This window comes from Telluria sp. LT1R51-2, assembly GCF_059685775.1.
Genome location: NZ_JCASIM010000002.1, coordinates 778766 through 798995, shown reverse-complemented (window position 1 = coordinate 798995; position 20230 = coordinate 778766). Strand labels below are relative to the sequence as shown.

The window sequence follows — 20230 nt, the reverse complement described above, 5'->3', positions numbered from 1 at the left end:
TTTTCCTTGGTCGTTGGTCCGCGGCTGCTTACGCGGCCTGATCGATCTTGTCGTTCGCTTCTTCCATGCTCGAGAAATGCATCTCTTCGAGCGCGCGCTTGTAGTCGGTCGGGAACACCTTGACGAACTTGCTGCGGCTGTTGGCCCAGTCGTCGAGCAGGTTGCGCGCACGCGTGCTGCCGGTGTACTTGAAGTGGCGCTCGATCAGGCGGCGCAGGATCGCTTCGTCCGACTCGCGCTCGCTGGTGCGCGACTGGCTGTGCCAGGCTGCCGGGTCGGTCTGGTCTTTCGACGCCAGCACCCGCTCCAGGTTGACCATCGTCGTGTTGCAGCGCGCTTCGAATTCGCCCTTCGGGTCGTAGACGAAGGCCACGCCGCCCGACATGCCGGCGGCGAAGTTGCGGCCGGTGTCGCCCAGCACCGCGACGGTCCCGCCGGTCATGTATTCGCAACCGTGGTCGCCGCAGCCTTCGACGACGGCCGTGGCGCCCGAGTTGCGCACCGCGAAGCGTTCGCCGGCCACGCCGTTGAAGAAGGCCTCGCCCGAGATCGCGCCATACAGCACGGTGTTACCGACGATGATGTTGTCGACCGCCCAGCCACGGAACTCGGTGTTCGGCCGCACGATGATGCGCCCGCCCGACAGGCCCTTGCCGACGTAGTCGTTGCCTTCGCCGACCAGGTCCATCGTGATGCCGCCGGCCAGGAAGGCAGCAGCGGACTGGCCCGCCGTGCCTTGCAGCTGGATGTGGATCGTGTCGTCCGGCAGGCCGGCATGGCCGTAGCGCGTGGCGACTTCGCCCGACAGCATGGCGCCGACGGTGCGGTTCAGGTTCTTGACCGGCGAGATGAACGAGACGCGCTCGCCCTTTTCAAGGGCCGCCTTGGCTTGCGCGATCAGCTTGTGATCGAGCGCTTTATCAAGGCCATGGTCCTGGCCTTCGGTGTGGAACAGCGCGCGCTGGCTCTCGACTTTCGGCTGATAGAAGATGTTCGAGAAGTCCAGGCCCTGCGCCTTCCAGTGCCCGATCGCCTTGGATTTGTCGAGCAGGTCGGCGCGGCCAATCAGTTCGTCGTAGGTGCGGATGCCCAGCTGCGCCATGATCTGGCGGGCTTCTTCGGCGACGAAGAAGAAGTAGTTCACCACGTGCTCGGGTTTGCCCTGGAATTTCGCGCGCAGCACCGGGTCTTGCGTGGCCACGCCCACCGGGCAGGTATTGAGGTGGCACTTGCGCATCATGATGCAACCCTCGACCACCAGCGGCGCAGTGGCAAAGCCCACTTCATCGGCGCCCAGCATCGCCGCAATGACGACGTCGCGGCCGGTGCGCATCTGGCCGTCTGCTTGAAGCCTGATACGGCTGCGCAGGCCATTGAGCACCAGCGTCTGCTGGGTCTCGGCCAGGCCCAGTTCCCACGGCGTGCCGGCGTGCTTGACCGACGACAGGGGCGATGCGCCCGTGCCGCCATCGTGGCCGGCGACGACGATGTGATCCGCCTTGGCTTTCGAGACGCCGGCAGCGACCGTGCCGATACCCACTTCCGAGACCAGCTTGACCGAGATCGAGGCGCGCGGGTTCACGTTTTTCAGGTCGTGGATCAGCTGCGCCAGGTCTTCGATCGAATAGATGTCGTGGTGCGGCGGCGGCGAAATCAGGCCGACACCCGGCACCGAGAAACGCAGGGACGCGATGTACTCGGACACCTTATGGCCCGGCAGCTGGCCGCCTTCGCCCGGCTTGGCGCCCTGCGCCATCTTGATCTGGATCTGATCGGCCGAGTTCAGGTATTCAGCAGTGACGCCAAAGCGGCCCGACGCCACCTGCTTGATTTTCGAACGCAGCGAGTCGCCATCTTCGAGCGGGATGTCGACCACGACGCGGCCATCGCCCAGGCGCGAGGCCAGCGACTCGCCCTTCTTGATCGCGATGCCCTTGAATTCGTTCATGTAGCGCGCCGGATCTTCGCCGCCCTCGCCCGTATTGCTCTTGCCGCCGATGCGGTTCATCGCGATGGCCAGCGTGGCGTGGGCTTCGGTGCTGATCGAGCCAAGGGACATGGCGCCGGTGGCAAAGCGCTTGACGATGTCCTTGGCCGATTCGACTTCTTCGATCGGGATCGCCTTGTCGCGGTCGATCTTGAATTCGAACAGGCCGCGCAGCGTCAGGTGGCGGCGCGTCTGGTCGTTGATCAGCTGCGCGTATTCCTTATAGGTCGAGAAGTTGTTGGCACGTGTTGCGTGCTGCAGCTTGGCGATCGTGTCGGGCGTCCACAGGTGGTCTTCGCCGCGCACGCGGAAGGCGTACTCACCGCCGACGTCCAGCGCATTGGCCAGCACCGGATCGGCGCCGAAGGCCAGCGCATGCAGGCGCAGCGCTTCTTCGGCCACTTCGAACAGGCCAATGCCTTCGATGTTCGACGAGGTGCCCTTGAAGTACTTGTCGACCAGCGATTTGTTCAGGCCCACGGCCTCGAAGATCTGCGCGCCGCAATACGACATGTAGGTGGAAATGCCCATTTTGGACATCACCTTCATCAGGCCTTTGCCGACCGCCTTGATGTAGTTGTAGCTGACCGTCTCGGCCGACAGCTCTTGCGGCAGGCCATGCGCCAGCTCGGCCAGCGTTTCGAGGGCCAGGTACGGGTGTACGGCTTCGGCGCCGTAGCCGGCCAGCAGTGCAAAGTGGTGTGTCTCGCGCGCCGAGCCGGTTTCGATCACGAGGCCGGCGGAGGCGCGCAGGCCGCGCGCCACCAGGTGCTGGTGCACGCTGGACGTGGCCAGCAGCGCAGGAATCGCGACCAGGTCGGGCGACATGCGGCGGTCCGACACGATCAGGATGTTGTGGCCCGACTTGACGGCATCGACCGCTTCGGCGCACAGCGAGGCCAGCGACGCTTCGATGCCCTCCTTGCCCCAGGCGATCGGGTAGCAGATGTTCAGCTCATAGGCCTTGAACTTGCCGCCGGTGTGCTGGCCAATATTGCGCAGGCGCGCCATGTCGTCGAAGTTCAGGATCGGCTGCGCGACTTCGAGGCGCATCGGCGGGTTGACGTTGTTGGTGTCGAGGATGTTCGGCTTGGGGCCGATGAACGAGACCAGCGACATGACCATGCTTTCGCGGATCGGATCGATCGGCGGATTGGTCACTTGCGCGAACAGCTGCTTGAAGTAGTTATACAGCGGCTTGAGTTTGTTGGACGTGACGGCCAGTGGCGAGTCGTTGCCCATCGAGCCGGTGGCTTCTTCGCCCAGCACCGCCATCGGCGCCATCAGGAACTTCAGGTCTTCCTGCGTGTAGCCGAACGCCTGCTGGCGGTCGAGCAGCGTGAGCGGCGGCTTCTCGCCCTGCGCATCCTTTGCGCGGCCAGCGGCCAGCTGAGATTCGGTCAGCTTGATTTCATTCAGCTTGATGCGCACCGACTTGATCCACGCCTTGTACGGCTTGGCGTTGGCGTAAGTGTCTTTCAACTCTTTGTCGTCGATGATGCGGCCCGCTTCGAGGTCGATCAGGAACATCTTGCCCGGCTGGAGGCGCCACTTCTTGACGATGCGCGATTCGGGAATCGGCAGCACGCCCGATTCGGACGCCATGACGACCAGGTCGTCCTCGGTGATGACGTAGCGCGCCGGGCGCAGGCCGTTGCGGTCGAGCGTACCGCCGATGTGGCGGCCATCGGTGAAGGCCATCGCGGCCGGGCCGTCCCACGGCTCCATCATCGCGGCGTGGTATTCGTAGAAGGCGCGGCGGTTGTCGTCCATCGACGCGTGATTTTCCCAGGCTTCCGGGATCATCATCATCATCGCCTGGGCGATCGGGTAGCCGGCCATGATCAGGAGTTCGAGCGCGTTGTCGAAGCAGGCGGTATCCGACTGGCCTTCATAGATCAGCGGGAACAGCTTGTTCAGATCGTCGCCCAGCACGGCCGACTTGAGAATGCCTTCGCGCGCGCGGGTCCAGTTGAAGTTGCCCTTGACGGTGTTGATCTCGCCGTTGTGGGCGATCAGGCGGTACGGGTGGGCCAGCGGCCACTCGGGAAAGGTATTGGTCGAGAAGCGCTGGTGGACCAGGGCCAGGGCCGAGATGCAGCGCGGATCCTGCAGATCCTTGTAGAACACGCCCACCTGGTCGGCCAGCAGCAGACCCTTGTAGACGACGGTGCGGGCCGACATCGACGGCACGAAGAACTCCTTGCCGTGCAGGAGCTTCAACGCCTGGATCGCGTGGCCGGACGATTTGCGGATGACGTAGAGCTTACGCTCGAGTGCATCGGTGACCATGATGTCCGGGCCGCGGCCGATGAAGATCTGGCGGATCACCGGCTCCTTGGCGCGCACGAACGGCGACATCGGCATCGTCGCATCGACCGGCACGTTGCGCCAGCCGAGAACGACCTGGCCTTCGATGCGCACGGCGCGTTCGATCTCCTGCTCGCAGGCGATGCGCGACGCATGCTCTTTCGGCAGGAACACCATGCCGACGCCGTACTCGCCTGGTGGCGGCAACTCGACGCCCTGGCGCGCCATTTCATCGCGGTAGTACTGGTCCGGAATCTGGATCAGGATCCCCGCCCCGTCGCCCATCAGCGCATCGGCGCCGACAGCGCCCCGGTGGTCGAGGTTCTTCAGGATCAACAGACCTTGTTCAACAATCGAATGACTCTTGTTGCCCTTGATATGGGCGATGAAGCCAACACCGCAAGCATCGTGTTCATTGGCGGGATCATACAAACCTTGGGCAATCATGCGACATTCTCCACATCTTTACGGGATCGAATGCCGAGAATAGTGCAATGCAAAATCCCCCGTCAACCTCAATAATTAGGGTCAGAGTCGAATTGTTTGACAACTTTTTGAGAAAGGCGATAATTGGGGACAGAGTCGTTATGGCTTGTCGGCGTGCTCATCATTAGCTGCTAAGCCATTGATTCGTAAACCATTTAGCCAATAAAAAACGGCACGAATAACCGTGCCGTGGTGTCGGGAATTGCTCTTTTTTTAAGCTTGGGCGAGCGGTGGAAGGGGCGGATTAAATGGCCGGCCACGTTTGGCGGGCAAGATCTGACGTTGTGTTTTTTGCTCCAGCTGGCTCTTGAACGAGTCCGACCCCAGTGGCTTGTTTCGCAGGATCGAGCTCGTGATGAAATCCACCTCCTCGGATGACAAACCTTGCTGCACCATGTCGATATACGCCGCCTCGCGCTGGAATGGCGTGTTGCCCAAGGCCCAGAACAGGCTGTGGTCGCTGACGAGCGTATCCAGACGCGCGCCGGCGTGGTGGGCATAGCTCGACCACGGATACTCAGCCGGGCCTGCCGACAACTGCGCACGCACGGGATTGAGCTCGATGTAGCGGCTGCACGTCATGAAATACCGGTCCGAGTCGATCAGCGAGGTGCGGAAACGGCCTTCGAACAAGCCACCGCTGCGCTCGTACTTGTGGTTAAACCATGGAACATAGAGCCGGCCAACCTTCTGCATCATCAGCGCCAGGCCCGTGGCATCGCTTGGTGTTGCCAGCAAGTGGACATGGTTCGGCATCAGGACATAGGCATGGATTGCCACGTCGTAAAAGCGCGCGCCTTCCTTGAGCCAGACCAGAAATCGCTGGTAATCCGCCTCTTCCCGATAAATGATCTGGCGGTTATTGCCGCGCTGGATCACGTGATGCGGTTGCTCGGGAACGATGAGTCGAGGTTGGCGTGCCATGGCGTCGGATGTGCGTGAGGAAGCCGAATTCTACAATGGAAAATGACTCTGTCCCTAATTAAACGCAAGAGGTCGCGAAATCCTGCCGACTCTGTCCCCAATTATTTGAGATTGAGCCCAGACGCAATTTATCGCCCGACTTTTCAGCTCGAATTGTTTAACCTAGCCAATTTCCCAAAGAAAATTGGCCAATAATTCGACTCTGACCCTAATTGTCTGAGTGGAAATTGGCCAATAATTCGACTCTGACCCTCATTGGGAGAGGGTTGAGACGGGTCAGGAGAGCGTGAAGCCGGCGGAGAGGCTGTAGCCTTCGCCGTAGGCGCTGCGCAGGGGGAGGTCCTGTCCGAGGCCGGAGCGGGCCTTCTTGCGCAGGCGGTAGACCAGCATGTCGACGCGGCGGCTGGCGTCGGGATCGTCGCCACCCATGCCGGCCACGATGACGTGGCGCGGCACCGGGCGCGTGTTGATCGTCAACAGGTGCAGGAAGTTGCATTCCTTTTCGGTCAGGTCGACCACCTTGCCCATCAGCTCGAGCTGACGTGCGCTCACGCGCAGCATCCACTTGCTTGGTGCCGGCGCCGGGTCCTGCGGACGCACCCGGCGGTCCAGTGCTTCGATGTGGGCGGCCAGTTCCGGGAACTTGATCGGTTTGGTCAGATAATGGTCGGCGCCCAGGCGCAGGCCCAGGATGCGGTGGTCGAACGCCACCCGGCCCGTGAGTACCAGCAGCCCGATTTCCGGGTACAGCTGGCGCATGCGCGGGATGACATTGAAGCCATCTTCATCTGGCAACCCGAGGTCGAGCACCACGACCGCAGCCGGCGTGCGCGTCAGCGCCGCCCACATTTCACTGGCGGTCCTGGCGATCGTGACGTCGTGGTCCAGCTCCTTCAGGAACTCGGCCATGTCGTCGGCGTATTCGCCATTGTCTTCAACTATCAGTATCTGCGTCATGCCTTTGCCATATTAGTCACCTGTCCGTCATTGATACCGATGGTAGCGTTATCCACGCGGAAGCGCGGTCCCGATTATCACTGCTGAGGCTACCCGAAGCAAGGAGTTATTCCTCTATATCCTCTATAAGACCAGCGCCGGCATCCAGAGCCGGAACTCGGCGCCGGCGCCCTCCTGTCCTGGCGCCAGGCTCAGTACACCCCCGTGGACTTCGATGATCGAGCGCGCCATGTACAGCCCCAGGCCACTGCCCGGCAGGCCGGCGGCGTTACGGCCGCGATAGCCCTTGTCGAAGACGCGCGACGCATCGTCCGGCGGCACCCCTGCGCCGCCATCGAGCACGGCGATCTCGACGCCGCCACCGCTGCGCCGCGCGCGCACCGTGATGTCGGTGGCAGGCGGCGAAAACGCCAGCGCATTGTCGATCATGACCTTCAACGCCAGCCGCAGGCCTTCCGGTTCGCCGCGCAGGATCGACGCGACATCATCGAGTTGCAACACAGCCTCGCGCCCGGCAGCGCGGATCTGGGCAGCGCCCGTTTCGACCAGTTCACCGACCGTGATCGTGTTGGGCTGGCGGGTGCGTCCGAGCGTGGCCATGCGGTCCGGCGACAGGTATTCGTCGAGCATCCCGATCAGGCGGTCGACTGCGGCGCCGATCTTGCGATAGCGGGCGCGCACCGATTCCTCGGCATGGGTGGACGTGGCTTCCAGCCGCTGGATCGCGCCATCGATCGTCGCCAGCGGCGTACGGAATTCGTGATTGAGCATGCTGGCGAACCGTTTGTGTTCGCTGTCATGGCCGCGCCGGACCGACAGGTCGCGCAACAGGCCAACCAGCGTCGAGGCGTCGTCCGCTGGCACGATGGCCAGCGCTTCCAGCGCCAGCGGGCGGCGCTCGGCGTCGAACAGATCGAATTCACGCCGGTTGCGTACCCCCGGGGTGCCAGCTGCCGTCGTGCGCAACCACGCTGCCAGCGATGCCAGCGGCGAGGCGCTGTCGCCGTCGAGCGCGCACTGCAGCGTCGCGACGTCGTAGCCGCTGAGCGCAGCAAATGCCGGACTCAGATAGCGCACGTTCCCCGCGGGCAGCGTGATGGCAAACGCCACATCATCGCCCAGTTCGGCAATCGTGCGCAGTTGCCGGGCTGTGAGCATCTCATCCTTGTTATCGGGAGCCGGGATGGCAGGCACGGTAGCGGCAATCGGACTGGACTTCATTCGGGCTCTTTCTTCACCAACAGTTACAAGCAAGATATTGACCAGCTAGTATATCTCTACCGTCACATTTTTGTGACACATTGCTCGCAAGAAGACAAAAATGATGTTACCAGCGAACGCGGGCAGAGCACGCATCCTGGCCGGCATGCCAGATGTAGACGAAACAAATGCGCCACATGGGCAGGGTTTGGGCGATAATTTCACTACCATGAACGATACCGCTACCCGCCCCCCACTCCCAGACCGGCTCTCGATCGATCCGAGCAGCCCATTCCACAACCGTGATGTCTTCCAGCACGACGTCGGCATCCGCTTCAACGACAAGGACCGTACCGACGTCGAAGAGTATTGCATCAGCGAAGGCTGGATCAAGGTCGCCGCCGGCAAGACCCTCGACCGCAAGGGCCGCCCGATGCTGATCAAGCTGAAAGGCACAGTCGAAGCGTATTACGCGTAATCCTTCGGTCGATACAACAATGGCGGGCTCGCGAGCCCGCCATTTCTTTATCTATACCAGCACCAGCTTGCGCTGCGCTGACTGACCCCCAACCGGTTACTCCGCCAGCGGCGCAAAGATCGCCTGCAGGTCTTCCTGCGTCAACGCCATCTTCTGCGACTCGCCTTCGGACAGGATCGAGTGCGCCAGCTCCGACTTCTTCTGCTGCAGCAGCTGGATCTTTTCTTCCAGCGTGCCCTTGGCAATCAGCTTGTAGACAAACACCGGCTTGTCCTGCCCGATGCGCCAGGCGCGGTCGGTCGCCTGATTCTCGGCCGCCGGATTCCACCACGGGTCGTAGTGGATCACGGTGTCGGCCGCCGTCAGGTTCAATCCCACGCCGCCCGCTTTCAGGCTGATCAGGAAGATCGGCACCGCACCCTGCTGGAATGCGGCCACCTGCGCCGAGCGGTCGCGCGTCTCGCCGGTGAGCAGCGCATACGGGATCTTGCGCAGCGCGAGTTCTTCTTCGATCAGCGCCAGCATGCTGGTGAACTGCGAGAACACGAGGATCTTGCGGCCTTCGCCCAGCAAGTCTTCGACCATCTGCATCAGGTCGGTCAGTTTGGCCGACACCGCCGCCGTGTTCTTCTTGGACGGCATCGACTTGACCAGGCGCGGATCGCAGCACACCTGGCGCAGCTTGAGCAGCGCCTCGAGGATCACGATCTGGCTGCGTGCCACGCCCTTGCGGTCGATCTCGTCGCGCACCTTCTTGTCCATCGCCAGGCGCACCGTTTCGTACAGGTCGCGCTGCGGGCCGGAGAGCTCGATGCGGCGCACCATCTCGGTCTTTTGCGGCAGCTCTTTGGCCACATTGTCCTTCGTGCGGCGCAGCAGGAACGGCCGGATGCGGCGATTCAAAAGCGTGCGACGCACCGGATCGTCCTGGCGCTCGATCGGATGACGGAACTGGGTGTTGAACGTCTTTTCGTCGCCCAGCAACCCCGGGATCAGGAAGTGGAACTGCGACCACAGCTCGCCCAGGTGATTCTCGAGCGGCGTACCGGACAGGCACAGGCGGTGGCTGGCATCGAGCGAGCCGGCCGTCTGCGCTGCCTTGGAACGGGTGTTCTTGATGTAGTGCGATTCGTCCAGGATCACCAGGTGATAGTGGTGCTTGCGCAGTTCTTCTTCGTCGCGCGGCAGCAGCGCGTAGGTGGTCAGCACGATGTCGGCGCCGTCGATCTGGTCGAACGACTCCATGCGCTCCTTGCCCTGCAACAGCAGCACTTTCAGGCTCGGGGCAAAGCGCGCGGCTTCATCGAACCAGTTGGCCATCAGGCTCGTTGGCGCAATCACCAGCGCGGGACTGGTCAAGCGGCCCGCTTCTTTTTCGACCAGGATGTGCGCCAGCGTCTGCACCGTCTTGCCCAGGCCCATATCGTCGGCCAGGATGCCGCCCAGGTCATACTCGCGCAGGAACTGCATCCACGCCAGGCCATCGAGCTGGTAGTCGCGCAAGGTGGCCTGCAGGCCGGCCGGGGCCTCGACTTTTTTCACGGCGCCGAACTGGCTCAGTTTGCGGCCGGTCTCGCGCAGGCGCTCGCCGCCCGTCCATTGCAGCTCGACGCCGCGCGCCAGTTCTTCGAGCCGCGCTGCATCGAGCGTCGACAGGCGCAGGCGCGCCTTGATCTTGTCATTGAAATACAGCTCGCCCAGCGTGGCCAGGATGGGTTTGAGGCGGCTCCATGGCAGCGCCACGCGCTCGCCATCGGGCAGCACGGCCAGCATCTGGTCGGACTCGCCATGGGCGGCCAGCACGCTCGGATCGAATTCGAGCGGCGCGCTACGGATCAGCTGCACCAGCACCGGCAGCAGCGGCACGCGCTTCTTGGCCACCACGATGCCCAGCTCCAGCTCGAACCAGGCATTGCCTGCTTCCGCCGGTTCGTCGATGTCGGCGTACCAGTCTTCGACCGGCACCACGTCGTAGCGGTACTTGGGCGATTTTTGCAGGTGCCAGCCGGCGTCGGACAGCGCGTCGACCGACTGCTCGGCAAAGCGCAGCCAGTGCGCCTGGCTCTCGAGCTGCAGTGCGCCGGCCATCACGTTCAGCGGCGCCGTGGCCGGCTTGCGGAAACCGATCTCGCCCAATTTGTCGAGCGCATCGCTTTCGAGCTTGGGATCGCGCTCGATGATTTCGGTGAGGTCGCCCACCTGGCGCACGACGCGCTGCGACGGGTCGAACGAGACGCGCTGGCCGTCGTAATCAAACGCCAGCACGGCGAAGTCCTGCCAGCGCGCGGCGCTGCCGTCGGCCAGCTGCACCGCATCGAGCAGCAGGTGCGGTATTGGTTTGACATCATTGCGCAGACGCTGCGTGAGCGGCTGCGGCAGCGGCATCAATTGCTGCAGGCCGTGCGCGAGCAGCAGTTGCGAGACGCGTTTTTTATCGGTGCCGGTGAGCGTGGGCGCCTGCGCCACGAGCGCCTGCAGTTCGGCCAGCGAGATGTCGATGCCGCCGCGATTGAGCTCGAGCGGCCCGCACGACAGATTGTCGATGTACCACGGCGGATCGGTCGGCAGCATGTAGTCGATCTGGTCGGCGGCGCTGTGCGCGGCCGCGCCGCCAACGGGTTCGACCGACCAGCCGAGTTTTGCGACGCGGCCTTCGTCGCGCCAGGCCAGGCTGGCCAGGCGGGTCGGGCCGCACTGCAGCGGGTAGACCAGGCCACCTGCCATGTCGGCCCACGAATTCGCCCACAGCAGCTTGCCCTGTTCGAGCAGCATCTGCAGCAGGATCGCGCCGACCTTGCCTTTCGGTTCGGTGGCGCTGGTGCCTTGCGCCGACCCGCTGCGCATCGCGATGAAAAAACGCACCAGGTCGATATCGTCGCCTTCGAGATACGCGGGCGGCGCCGACAACAACGAAAAGACTTCGCTCACAGGACTGGCCGCGGCCACGTCGCCGTTGGGCCGCAGGCGCGCCTTGCACAGGCACAGCGCCACATGGCGTCCGCCGCTGGTGGGCGCCATCACGTAGACGAACTTGTACTGCGCGGCCTTCGGGTCGACCACTTCGTCGGTCAGCTTCGGCTGCGGATGCGCCGCTGCTTCGACCCGCTGCAGCCAGCTCACGACCGGCGCCGGCAAGGCCGGAGAGCGTGCAGGCGTGCGGGCTGTGGGTGCGTCGCTGGCTTTCTCGCGAAGATAATCGACTGTTGTCATTGGGTCTCGTGGCAGGGTATTAAAAACGGCAATAACGACTATTATCTCGCATACGAACACTTCCGATTTGTTCGTAATCGCACCTTGCGGACAAATGGTGCACGCACGCAACGTGTGTGTCATCTGCCAACCGACTGTTCTCTCATGTTCGTGTGGCGCTGTCAAGACTGGCGTATCGGCGTTGTTTGCGTATCATTGGCCGCTTGGTCCACGATCCCCGCTTTGCCACTGCCTATGCTGCCCTCCATTGAACAACGCCTCGCCAAAGAACTCGCCGCCAGGCCAGCCCAGGTGGCCGCCGCCATCGCCCTGCTCGACGAAGGCGCCACCGTGCCGTTCATCGCGCGCTACCGCAAGGAAGCCACCGGCGGCCTGGATGACATCCAGCTGCGCCTTCTCGAAGAACGCCTGCGCTATCTGCGCGAGCTGGAAGACCGGCGCGCGTCGATCATCGCGTCGATCACGGAGCAGAACAAGATGACGCCCGCGCTGCTGGAGTCGATCGCATTGGCCGAAGATAAAACGCGTCTCGAAGACCTCTACCTGCCGTACAAGCAGAAGCGCCGCACGAAGGCCCAGATCGCGATCGAGGCAGGCCTGGCGCCGCTGGCAGAGACCCTGCTGGCCGACCCGCAGCAGGATCCCGAGGCCATCGCGAAAGGCTATCTGCGCGAGGCGTTCACCAACGCTGACGGCGGCGCCAACCCCGGCGTGCTTGATACCAAAGCGGCGCTCGATGGCGCGCGCCAGATCCTGATGGAGCGCTTTGCCGAAGACGCTGCGCTGCTGCAGACGCTGCGCGAGTACGTGCAGGAACACGGCGTCGTCGAATCGAAGGTCGTCGCCGGCAAACAGGACGAGGGCGAAAAATTCGCCGACTATTTCGACTACAGCGAGCCACTGGCCGCGGTGCCGTCGCACCGCGCGCTGGCGCTGCTCCGCGGTCGCCGCGAAGGCATGCTGGACGTGGCGCTGCGCCTGGATTCCGAACCCGAAAAACCGAAGTGGGATGCACCGCTCAATCCGTGCGAAGGCCGCATCGCGGCGCGCTTTGGCATCAAGGCACAGGGTCGTCCGGCCGACAAATGGCTGCTCGATACGGCGCGCTGGACCTGGCGCGTGAAAAGCTTCATGCACCTGGATACCGAGTTGATGGGCGCGCTGCGCGACAAGGCCGAACTCGATGCGATCGGCGTCTTCGCGCGCAACCTCAAGGCCCTGCTGCTGGCCGCACCGGCCGGCCCGCGCGCGACGATGGGCCTGGACCCTGGCCTGCGCACCGGCGTGAAGGTCGCGGTGGTCGACGCCACCGGCAAGGTGGTCGATACCGCCACGGTCTATCCGCACCAGCCGCGCAATGACTGGGACGGCGCGCTGCATACGCTTGGCCTGCTGGCTGCGAAACACAATGTGTCGCTGGTCTCGATCGGCAACGGCACCGGCTCACGCGAAACCGACAAGCTGGCGCAGGATCTGATCAAGCAGCAGCCCGACCTGAAGCTCACAAAAATCGTCGTCTCGGAAGCCGGCGCATCGGTCTATTCGGCGTCCGAATTCGCCTCGCGCGAATTGCCCGACATGGATGTGTCGCTGCGCGGCGCCGTCTCGATTGCGCGCCGCCTGCAAGACCCGCTGGCCGAACTGGTCAAGATCGATCCAAAGTCGATCGGCGTGGGCCAGTACCAGCACGACGTCTCGCAAAGCCAGCTGGCGCGCTCGCTCGACGCCGTGGTCGAGGATTGCGTGAATGCCGTCGGCGTGGACGTGAACACCGCATCGGCACCGCTGCTGGCGCGCGTGTCCGGCCTGTCGTCCACGGTGGCGCAGGGCATCGTCGCGTATCGCGACACGCATGGTGCATTCGCCTCGCGCGCGGCGCTGAAAAAAGTGCCGCGCCTGGGCGAGAAAACTTTCGAGCAGGCAGCGGGCTTTTTGCGCGTGATGAACAGCGCCAACCCGCTGGATGCATCGGCCGTGCACCCGGAATCCTACCCGCTCGTCGAAAAAATCCTGCTCGACGTCAAGCGCGACATGAAGGCCGTGATCGGCGACGGCGCACTCATTAAAAGCCTGAACCCGGCCAGGTACGCAGACGACAAGTTCGGCGTGCCGACCATCACCGATATCCTGAAAGAGCTGGAAAAACCGGGCCGCGATCCACGGCCCGAGTTCACCACGGCCACCTTCAAGGATGGCGTGGAGCAGATCTCGGACCTGCGCCCCGACATGATCCTGGAAGGCGTGGTCACCAACGTCGCCGCGTTTGGCGCGTTCGTTGACATCGGCGTGCATCAGGATGGCCTGGTGCACATCTCGGCGCTGTCGAACACGTTCGTGAAGGACCCGCACACGGTCGTCAAGGCCGGCCAGGTGGTCAAAGTCAAGGTGCTGGAAGTGGACCCGAAGCGCAAGCGCATCGCGCTGACGATGCGCCTGACGGACAGCGCGCCGCAACCGGGCGCGCAGCCTGCGCAGCGCCCCGACCGCAACGACGCCAAGCGCGTGCAGCAGCACCAGCGCCAGGAACGCACGGCAGCGCCGGCCGGCGGCGCGATGGCCGATGCGTTTGCCAAGCTGCGCAAATAACCAGCGGCCAATGCTGCGCGTCGTCCACGTCGATCCGGATCACGCCGACGCGCGGCGTGTTGTAGCAGAACTCGATGCGGCGCTGGCGGCAATCACCGGCGAAAGCGGCGCGGCCTCGTTCGATCCGCAGGATTGTCGGGGCGCAGGCGCCTGCTTCGTGCTGGCCTACGACGCACAAGGCAGCGCAGTCGGTTGCGGCGCCATGCGCGCGCTCGCGGGCGATATCGGGGAACTCAAGCGGATGTATGCGCGGCCCGGCAGCGGCGCCGGCGCGCACGTGCTGGCGGCGCCGTACGGCCGGTATGTCGGCCGCGCGGCATCGGTTTGTCTCGGCCGGCGCCTGTCCTGACGCCATTGCTTCAGCTGTGCTTGATCAGGATGCCGATCAGGTACACGCCCAGACAGCCAAAGCCGATCAGCAGCATCTTGTGCTGCGGGATCGCCGGTGCGCCCGTCTTCTTGATGTGCAGCGCGTCGCGCACCAGCAGCAGTGCGTAGATCAGCGCGGCGATCCCCGACAGGATGTCGCCCGGGCTCGGACGCGTGAACCCGGTGTAGATATTGAGGATGCCAGGAATGCCCAGCAGGGCGGCGATCACGAGGTTCGCGTTCGGCGATGGTACGCGGCGGCGGGGTTGCTGCATCGGGTGCTCCGGTGGATGGTGACAAACGGCGCGATCATACCGCAATGCCGGGCGCCGGCACTGACGCATGCATTGACGCAGGCATTGACGGGGCGCGCCAGATGCTCAGGCGAACAGGGTCGTGTTGCGCAGCACGAGCTTGATCAGGAAGCACCCGGCGAAGGCGCCAAAGCAGATGAAGCCGATCAGCGTGACGCGCGGCGAGGTCAACAGCGCCAGCCGGCCGGCGCGCCGCTGCAGCGCGCACCAGGCCAGAAACAGCGCCATCATCAACGGGCCGATCTGGACGAAGACGTCGACCGCGCGGCCGCTTCTCAAGGCATTGGCGCCGTCATACAGTGCGGGCAAACCCAGCAGCGCGGCAAAAACCCACAGGGCCGCGATGGGCAAGGTAGCGAACGTGTTCTTCATCGTGTTTCCCGTCATCTTGAACCGGGCATGATACCGCAGCGCCGTAATGGTCACCGATGCCGTCCACGTCGAATTCTTATAGAATGGCGCCATCAACCCATTCCTCTCCAAAAGGCACACATCAAATGAGCGACGTTCAAACCTGGATCAAAGACACCGTGACCTCGACCCCGGTCGTGCTGTTCATGAAAGGCACTGCCCAGTTCCCACAGTGCGGCTTTTCCGGCCGTGCCATCCAGCTGCTGAAAGCGTGCGGCGTCGACAACGTCGCTACCGTGAACGTGCTGGACGACGCTGAAGTGCGTCAGGGTATCAAGGACTACTCGAACTGGCCGACCGTGCCGCAGCTGTATGTGAACGGCGAGTTCATCGGTGGCACCGACATCATGAACGAGATGTACGAATCGGGCGAACTGCAGACCCTGCTGAAAAACGGCTGATTGCATGGCTGATCGTCCGCGCCGTATTGTCGTCGCCCTCACCGGCGCGACCGGCGCAACCTATGGCGTGCAGCTGCTCAAGCGGCTGCACGCAACGCCAGGTATCGAAAGCCACCTGATCATTTCCGACGCCGCCACGCTGACCCTGCACCAGGAATTGGGCCTGCAGCGCCGGGACGTCGAAGCGCTGGCCCACGTCGTGCACCGCAACCGCGATATCGGCGCGTCCATTGCCAGCGGGTCGTACCAGGTCGATGGCATGGTCGTCGCACCCTGTTCGATGAAGACACTGGCCGCCGTGGCCCACGGTTTCTCGGACAACCTCGTCACGCGCGCTGCCGACGTGATCCTCAAGGAACGCCGGCGCCTGGTGCTGATGGTGCGCGAAACCCCGTTCAACCTGGCCCACTTGCGCAATATGACGTCGGTGACCGAAATGGGCGGCATCGTCTTCCCGCCATTACCCAGCTTTTATCACCGGCCTGCGACGATCGCAGACATGGTCGAGCACACGGTAGACCGTGTCATGGACTTGCTGGGGATCGAAAATGACCAGGCCGCGCGCTGGGGCGGCATGAAGGGTGAACAGAACGACAGGCCGGAGTAACCGACATGCCGGCTTGCGCCGGCATGGGTTGCATCAGCGTTTGTCGTCGTAACGGTAGTCTTCGGACTTTTTCAAGTCACGCGCTTCTTCGAGCATTCGCCGCCGGGCGTTGCGTTCTCGCATCAGTTCAGCATGACGCGCTGCCGTCATCGGCGGCACCGTCATCAAATCCTTGAGCTGGGCGGTATTGGCGTAGTTGTTTCGCATGCGTCAGCTGCTCCTGGGTGAACCTGAAACGGTGGCGGAAACCGCTACCACCTGATCAGATTATGGACCAGACCAGCCTTTTTGTACTGTTCTGCATGACAAAAGTGCAAACCGGCAATAACGCTACTGCGATGGCTGTTTACTTCGCGTCCGGCTTCGCATGATTCACACGCACCAGCATGCGAATGAACTCGCGCGCCAGCTGGCGGTGATGTTCATCGAGGCGCTGCAGGTCGGCGATCAGCTTGACGTCGGCCGATTCGAAGCGTGCGCCAGCGGCACCGGCGTCGCCGGCAGCCTGCTCGGCGCCGCCGAAACGCAGCCAGTCGGCCGGCACGCCCAGCCATTGGGCGATCATGCGCAGTTTTTCCTGGGTTGGAATCGCTTCGCCGACCAGCCACTTGCGGGCCGCGTGGACCGTGATCGGACGACCTTCAAAGCGGATATTGAATTCTCGCGCCAGACGCGTAGGGCTGTCCGGGGAGTAGTGAGCGTTCTTCAGGGCATGCTGGAGGCGTTCGCTGAAGCTCTCCCGTTCGTTTGTTGAATTCATTGTGATACTTGTTGTTAGACAGAGGACGGTTTTTCAGACGAGAAACCTCATCTGTAGACTATACAACTAAAAAGTAACAAAGATGTGGTTTTTTAATAGTTTTACACGCGATTCGTCGAATTCCCAACAGCAATTCTTACAAGAACGGTTGGTATCGAAAATCCAATTAACTGAAATGAAACAACTACGTACCATTACTTAGAACAGTCCAATGGAATGCATGTGCTGTTCAATATGTATCCGATGGTGACATATCAGGTGTTAGATTTGCGTGAAAAGTAACACCCCGTCGGCGCCTGCGACCCTGGTCAGTCGACCGTCATACCAAAGCTTGTGCAAGTGGGCGAGCGCTTCACCAAGGGCGAAGCTGAGCTGATGTGCATCGAGCGGGCGCCGGAACATGATGGGCACGATATCGGCCGCCGAGTGCGGCACCGCGCAGGCTGCAATCACCTCGGCCAGCCGCTCTACATGGTGCTCGCGCAATTGCCGGATGCGCGTGTGTAGCCCGCGAAACGGCTTGCCGTGGGATGGCAGCACCAATACATCCTCGGGCAGGTCGGCAAACTTGCCGAGCGAGTCCAGATACAGTTGCAGCGGGTTGCCATCGGGCTCCACGGCGAACACCGAAACGTTCGTCGAGATACGTGGTAATACCATGTCGCCGGACACCAGGATGTTCAACTTCGCGCAGTACAGCGAGGCGTGTTCCGGCGAATGGCCAAACCCGGTGATCACGCGCCACAATTGCCCCCCAATTGTGACATTTTGATCATCCTGCAGTCGCGTATAGGCCAGCGGCACGGTCGGCACCAGCGACGGATAGTAGTTGCGGCGACTGCCCATCTGGTCCAGCATCGCGGCGTCGCGCAAGCCGTGGCGCTCGAAATGCGGGATGGCCGACGGGCCGTCGACGCCCGGCAATGCGGCGGCCATCATGCGCATGAAACCGAATTCACCGGTTGTGGTCCAGAACGGCGCGCCAAAGCGCTCACACAGCCAGCCAGCAAGTCCGACGTGATCGGGGTGGCAGTGGGTGGCAATGAGGCGTACCAGCGCTTGTCCGTCCAGCCCGTCGGCCAGCAGCTGTTCCCAGGCGGCGCGGGTGGCGTCGGTGCCGGCGCCGGTGTCGATCAGGCTCCAGCCGGTGCGCATTGCGCCATCCTGCTCGACATTGTCTTGCAGCAGCCACAGATTGACGTGGTCCAGTGCGAATGGCAGCGGCATGCGCGCCCAGCGCAGACCCGGAACGATCTGGAGCGCCTCGCCGGGTACCGGGATCGTCTCGCCGAACGCATACGACAGTTGGGATTCAAGCGCATTCATGCAAATCTTTCCTTTTCTGGCGGAACAGCGGGCGCGCTACAATACGACGCAACGACAATTTACGTAAACGGAAGTTACTGCTTGTTTCGATTTTACGCGATTTTTGGTTGTTTCCCAAATGCTACAGAACCCCATGCCGACTACCTACACCATCGCCGAACTGGCGCGCGAATTCGATATCACTGCACGGGCCATCCGTTTCTATGAAGACCAGGGCCTGCTCAGTCCAAAACGCGAAGGCGTGGGCGGCCGCAACCGCGTGTACACGCCACGCGACCGGACCCGCCTGAAGCTGACCCTGCGCGGCAAGCGCCTGGGTTTGACGCTGTCCGAGATCAAGAGCATCGTCGACATGTACGAGTCGCCAAAAGACACGCAGGCGCAGATCGACCGCTTCCTCGCCGTGCTGGGCCAGCAGCGCGTGACGCTCGAACAGCAACGCGCCGATATCGAGATGGCGCTGGAAGAAATCGTCGCCCACGAAGACGAATGCCGCCGCCTGCTGAGCGGCAATCACGGCGACAGCGACGCGGACGCAAGTCGTAACGCCGCCTGAGTCTGCACGCGAAACGGGTGCTGACAACTTGTCCGCGCCCTTTTTTTGCCTGCTGTTTGACGTTTACGTTAACGTAACACGCGAGTATGATTGTCGCGCACCCCTTCTCAATTCACCACTGTTCACCGCGAGGACGACATGCTGCACCTTCCAGGCCTGACTTTTGACCATGGCGACGACATCGCCGCGCTGCGCGAAGCCGTCCAGCAATTTGCCGCCAGCGAAATTGCGCCGCGCGCGGCCGAGATCGACCGCAGCGACCAGTTCCCGATGGACTTGTGGAAGAAGATGGGCGAACTCGGCCTGCTGGGCATCACGGTGAGCGAGGAATACGGCGGCGCGAACATGGGCTACCTGGCCCACATCGTGGCGATGGAAGAAATCTCGCGCGCCTCGGCATCGGTCGGCCTGTCCTACGGCGCCCACTCGAACCTGTGCGTGAACCAGATCAAGCGCAACGGCACCGAAGCGCAGAAGCAGCGCTACCTGCCCAAGCTGATCTCGGGCGAGCACATCGGCGCGCTGGCCATGTCGGAACCGAACGCCGGCTCGGACGTGGTCAGCATGCGCCTGCGCGCCGAGCTCAAGGGCGACCGCTACGTGCTCAATGGCACCAAAATGTGGATCACCAACGGCCCCGACGCCGACACGCTGGTCGTCTACGCCAAGACCGACCCCGAGGCAGGCGCGCGCGGCATGACCGCCTTCCTGATCGAAAAAGGGTTCAAAGGCTTCTCGATCGCGCAAAAGCTCGACAAACTGGGCATGCGCGGTTCGCACACGGGCGAACTGGTGTTCCAGGATTGCGAGGTACCCGTCGAGAACGTGCTGGGCGGCGTTGGCAAGGGCGTCAATGTCCTGATGTCGGGCCTGGACTTCGAGCGCACCGTGCTGTCGGGCGGCCCGCTGGGCATCATGTCGGCCTGCATGGACGTCGTGGTGCCGTACATTCACGATCGCAAGCAATTCGGCCAGGCCATTGGCGAATTCCAGCTCATGCAGGGCAAGATCGCCGACATGTACTCGACCATGATGGCGTGTCGCGCCTATGTATATGCAGTCGGCCAGGCCTGCGACCGCGCTAACGGCCCGGAGCAGATCCGCGCCCTGCGCAAGGACGCCGCCGGCGCCATCCTGTACAGCGCCGAAAAAGCCACGTGGATGGCCGGCGAAGCGATCCAGACGCTGGGCGGCAACGGCTACATCAACGAATACCCGGTCGGCCGCCTGTGGCGCGACGCCAAGCTGTACGAAATCGGCGCCGGCACCAGCGAGATCCGCCGCATGCTGATCGGCCGCGAGCTGTTCGGCGAGACCATGTAATTCCTTCAGATCCGGAGACCCACAC

17 protein-coding genes are annotated in these 20230 nt (G+C 62.9%); 7 read left to right on the top strand and 10 right to left on the bottom strand.

Going from position 1 to position 20230, the window contains the following annotated elements; all coding sequences use genetic code 11:
• Window positions 1-28: 28 nt before the first annotated feature.
• From AC56LH_RS21775 to AC56LH_RS21760, 4 genes are all read right to left on the bottom strand, one after another.
• Window positions 29-4744 (bottom strand): glutamate synthase-related protein, encoded by a 4716-nt coding sequence (locus AC56LH_RS21775; protein WP_499649598.1) that lies wholly within the window; start codon window positions 4742-4744, stop codon window positions 29-31.
• Window positions 4745-4996: 252 nt separating this feature from the next.
• A complete protein-coding gene (locus AC56LH_RS21770) occupies window positions 4997-5707 on the bottom strand; it encodes a transposase (RefSeq protein WP_499649597.1) in 711 nt (236 codons plus the stop codon).
• A 276-nt stretch (window positions 5708-5983) separates the two neighbouring features.
• Window positions 5984-6664, bottom strand: coding sequence for a response regulator transcription factor (locus AC56LH_RS21765; RefSeq protein ID WP_183555085.1), 681 nt, complete (start codon window positions 6662-6664; stop codon window positions 5984-5986).
• Window positions 6665-6787: 123 nt separating this feature from the next.
• The gene (locus AC56LH_RS21760) at window positions 6788-7885 is read right to left on the bottom strand and encodes a sensor histidine kinase (RefSeq protein ID WP_499649595.1); all 1098 of its coding nucleotides are present in this window, start codon (window positions 7883-7885) and stop codon (window positions 6788-6790) included.
• 208 nt (window positions 7886-8093) lie between these two features.
• Between AC56LH_RS21760 and AC56LH_RS21755 the strand changes: the two genes are divergently transcribed.
• Complete coding sequence (locus AC56LH_RS21755; protein WP_499570941.1) at window positions 8094-8342, top strand: DUF3297 family protein; 249 nt, start codon at window positions 8094-8096, stop codon at window positions 8340-8342.
• A 96-nt stretch (window positions 8343-8438) separates the two neighbouring features.
• On the opposite strand, the gene AC56LH_RS21750 is transcribed toward AC56LH_RS21755, so the two are convergent.
• A complete protein-coding gene (locus tag AC56LH_RS21750) occupies window positions 8439-11552 on the bottom strand; it encodes a DEAD/DEAH box helicase (RefSeq protein ID WP_499649593.1) in 3114 nt (1037 codons plus the stop codon).
• A gap of 234 nt (window positions 11553-11786) precedes the next feature.
• On the opposite strand from AC56LH_RS21750, the gene AC56LH_RS21745 reads away from it, so the two are divergent.
• Both AC56LH_RS21745 and AC56LH_RS21740 read left to right on the top strand, forming a co-directional pair.
• Entirely contained in the window at window positions 11787-14138 is a 2352-nt protein-coding gene (locus tag AC56LH_RS21745) for a Tex family protein (protein ID WP_499649591.1), read from the top strand.
• Between the two features lie 10 nt (window positions 14139-14148).
• On the top strand, window positions 14149-14487 hold the full coding sequence (locus AC56LH_RS21740) for a GNAT family N-acetyltransferase (RefSeq protein ID WP_499649589.1): 339 nt from the start codon (window positions 14149-14151) through the stop codon (window positions 14485-14487).
• Between the two features lie 10 nt (window positions 14488-14497).
• Here the strand turns inward: AC56LH_RS21740 and AC56LH_RS21735 are convergent, their stop codons facing one another.
• Window positions 14498-14782 carry a hypothetical protein gene (locus AC56LH_RS21735; protein ID WP_499649588.1) on the bottom strand — a complete coding sequence of 95 codons (285 nt, stop codon included), beginning with the start codon at window positions 14780-14782 and terminating at the stop codon, window positions 14498-14500.
• A gap of 105 nt (window positions 14783-14887) precedes the next feature.
• The gene (locus AC56LH_RS21730) at window positions 14888-15286 is read right to left on the bottom strand and encodes a hypothetical protein (RefSeq protein ID WP_332531259.1); all 399 of its coding nucleotides are present in this window, start codon (window positions 15284-15286) and stop codon (window positions 14888-14890) included.
• Between the two features lie 32 nt (window positions 15287-15318).
• Here AC56LH_RS21730 and grxD point away from each other — a divergent pair, with 32 nt between their 5' ends.
• Window positions 15319-15633 (top strand): Grx4 family monothiol glutaredoxin, encoded by a 315-nt coding sequence (grxD, locus tag AC56LH_RS21725; protein ID WP_183555074.1) that lies wholly within the window; start codon window positions 15319-15321, stop codon window positions 15631-15633.
• A gap of 4 nt (window positions 15634-15637) precedes the next feature.
• The gene (locus AC56LH_RS21720) at window positions 15638-16240 is read left to right on the top strand and encodes a UbiX family flavin prenyltransferase (RefSeq protein ID WP_499649586.1); all 603 of its coding nucleotides are present in this window, start codon (window positions 15638-15640) and stop codon (window positions 16238-16240) included.
• A 33-nt stretch (window positions 16241-16273) separates the two neighbouring features.
• On the opposite strand, the gene AC56LH_RS21715 is transcribed toward AC56LH_RS21720, so the two are convergent.
• The 3 genes from AC56LH_RS21715 to AC56LH_RS21705 form a co-directional block, all read right to left on the bottom strand.
• Window positions 16274-16447 carry a hypothetical protein gene (locus tag AC56LH_RS21715; RefSeq protein ID WP_367610019.1) on the bottom strand — a complete coding sequence of 58 codons (174 nt, stop codon included), beginning with the start codon at window positions 16445-16447 and terminating at the stop codon, window positions 16274-16276.
• Window positions 16448-16586: 139 nt separating this feature from the next.
• Entirely contained in the window at window positions 16587-17000 is a 414-nt protein-coding gene (locus AC56LH_RS21710; protein ID WP_499649584.1) for a hypothetical protein, read from the bottom strand.
• A 261-nt stretch (window positions 17001-17261) separates the two neighbouring features.
• Window positions 17262-18326, bottom strand: coding sequence for an MBL fold metallo-hydrolase (locus AC56LH_RS21705; RefSeq protein ID WP_499649582.1), 1065 nt, complete (start codon window positions 18324-18326; stop codon window positions 17262-17264).
• A 133-nt stretch (window positions 18327-18459) separates the two neighbouring features.
• Here AC56LH_RS21705 and AC56LH_RS21700 point away from each other — a divergent pair, with 133 nt between their 5' ends.
• Both AC56LH_RS21700 and AC56LH_RS21695 read left to right on the top strand, forming a co-directional pair.
• Window positions 18460-18882, top strand: a complete 423-nt coding sequence (locus AC56LH_RS21700; RefSeq protein WP_499649580.1) for a MerR family transcriptional regulator — start codon at window positions 18460-18462, stop codon at window positions 18880-18882.
• 138 nt (window positions 18883-19020) lie between these two features.
• Window positions 19021-20205 (top strand): isovaleryl-CoA dehydrogenase, encoded by a 1185-nt coding sequence (locus AC56LH_RS21695; protein ID WP_499456039.1) that lies wholly within the window; start codon window positions 19021-19023, stop codon window positions 20203-20205.
• The last annotated feature ends 25 nt before the right edge of the window (window positions 20206-20230 follow it).

What these genes read in the sequence shown, in the direction of transcription:
- AC56LH_RS21710 (WP_499649584.1), bottom strand. Translation starts at nt 17,000, where the DNA reads ATGAATTCAACAAACGAACGGGAGAGCTTCAGCGAACGCCTCCAGCAT.
- AC56LH_RS21740 (WP_499649589.1), top strand. Translation starts at nt 14,149, where the DNA reads ATGCTGCGCGTCGTCCACGTCGATCCGGATCACGCCGACGCGCGGCGT.
- AC56LH_RS21760 (WP_499649595.1), bottom strand. Translation starts at nt 7,885, where the DNA reads ATGAAGTCCAGTCCGATTGCCGCTACCGTGCCTGCCATCCCGGCTCCC.
- AC56LH_RS21720 (WP_499649586.1), top strand. Translation starts at nt 15,638, where the DNA reads ATGGCTGATCGTCCGCGCCGTATTGTCGTCGCCCTCACCGGCGCGACC.
- AC56LH_RS21730 (WP_332531259.1), bottom strand. Translation starts at nt 15,286, where the DNA reads ATGGCGCCATTCTATAAGAATTCGACGTGGACGGCATCGGTGACCATT.
- AC56LH_RS21715 (WP_367610019.1), bottom strand. Translation starts at nt 16,447, where the DNA reads ATGCGAAACAACTACGCCAATACCGCCCAGCTCAAGGATTTGATGACG.
- AC56LH_RS21700 (WP_499649580.1), top strand. Translation starts at nt 18,460, where the DNA reads ATGCCGACTACCTACACCATCGCCGAACTGGCGCGCGAATTCGATATC.
- AC56LH_RS21745 (WP_499649591.1), top strand. Translation starts at nt 11,787, where the DNA reads ATGCTGCCCTCCATTGAACAACGCCTCGCCAAAGAACTCGCCGCCAGG.
- grxD (WP_183555074.1), top strand. Translation starts at nt 15,319, where the DNA reads ATGAGCGACGTTCAAACCTGGATCAAAGACACCGTGACCTCGACCCCG.
- AC56LH_RS21695 (WP_499456039.1), top strand. Translation starts at nt 19,021, where the DNA reads ATGCTGCACCTTCCAGGCCTGACTTTTGACCATGGCGACGACATCGCC.
- AC56LH_RS21750 (WP_499649593.1), bottom strand. Translation starts at nt 11,552, where the DNA reads ATGACAACAGTCGATTATCTTCGCGAGAAAGCCAGCGACGCACCCACA.
- AC56LH_RS21775 (WP_499649598.1), bottom strand. Translation starts at nt 4,744, where the DNA reads ATGATTGCCCAAGGTTTGTATGATCCCGCCAATGAACACGATGCTTGC.
- AC56LH_RS21705 (WP_499649582.1), bottom strand. Translation starts at nt 18,326, where the DNA reads ATGAATGCGCTTGAATCCCAACTGTCGTATGCGTTCGGCGAGACGATC.
- AC56LH_RS21735 (WP_499649588.1), bottom strand. Translation starts at nt 14,782, where the DNA reads ATGCAGCAACCCCGCCGCCGCGTACCATCGCCGAACGCGAACCTCGTG.
- AC56LH_RS21755 (WP_499570941.1), top strand. Translation starts at nt 8,094, where the DNA reads ATGAACGATACCGCTACCCGCCCCCCACTCCCAGACCGGCTCTCGATC.
- AC56LH_RS21770 (WP_499649597.1), bottom strand. Translation starts at nt 5,707, where the DNA reads ATGGCACGCCAACCTCGACTCATCGTTCCCGAGCAACCGCATCACGTG.
- AC56LH_RS21765 (WP_183555085.1), bottom strand. Translation starts at nt 6,664, where the DNA reads ATGACGCAGATACTGATAGTTGAAGACAATGGCGAATACGCCGACGAC.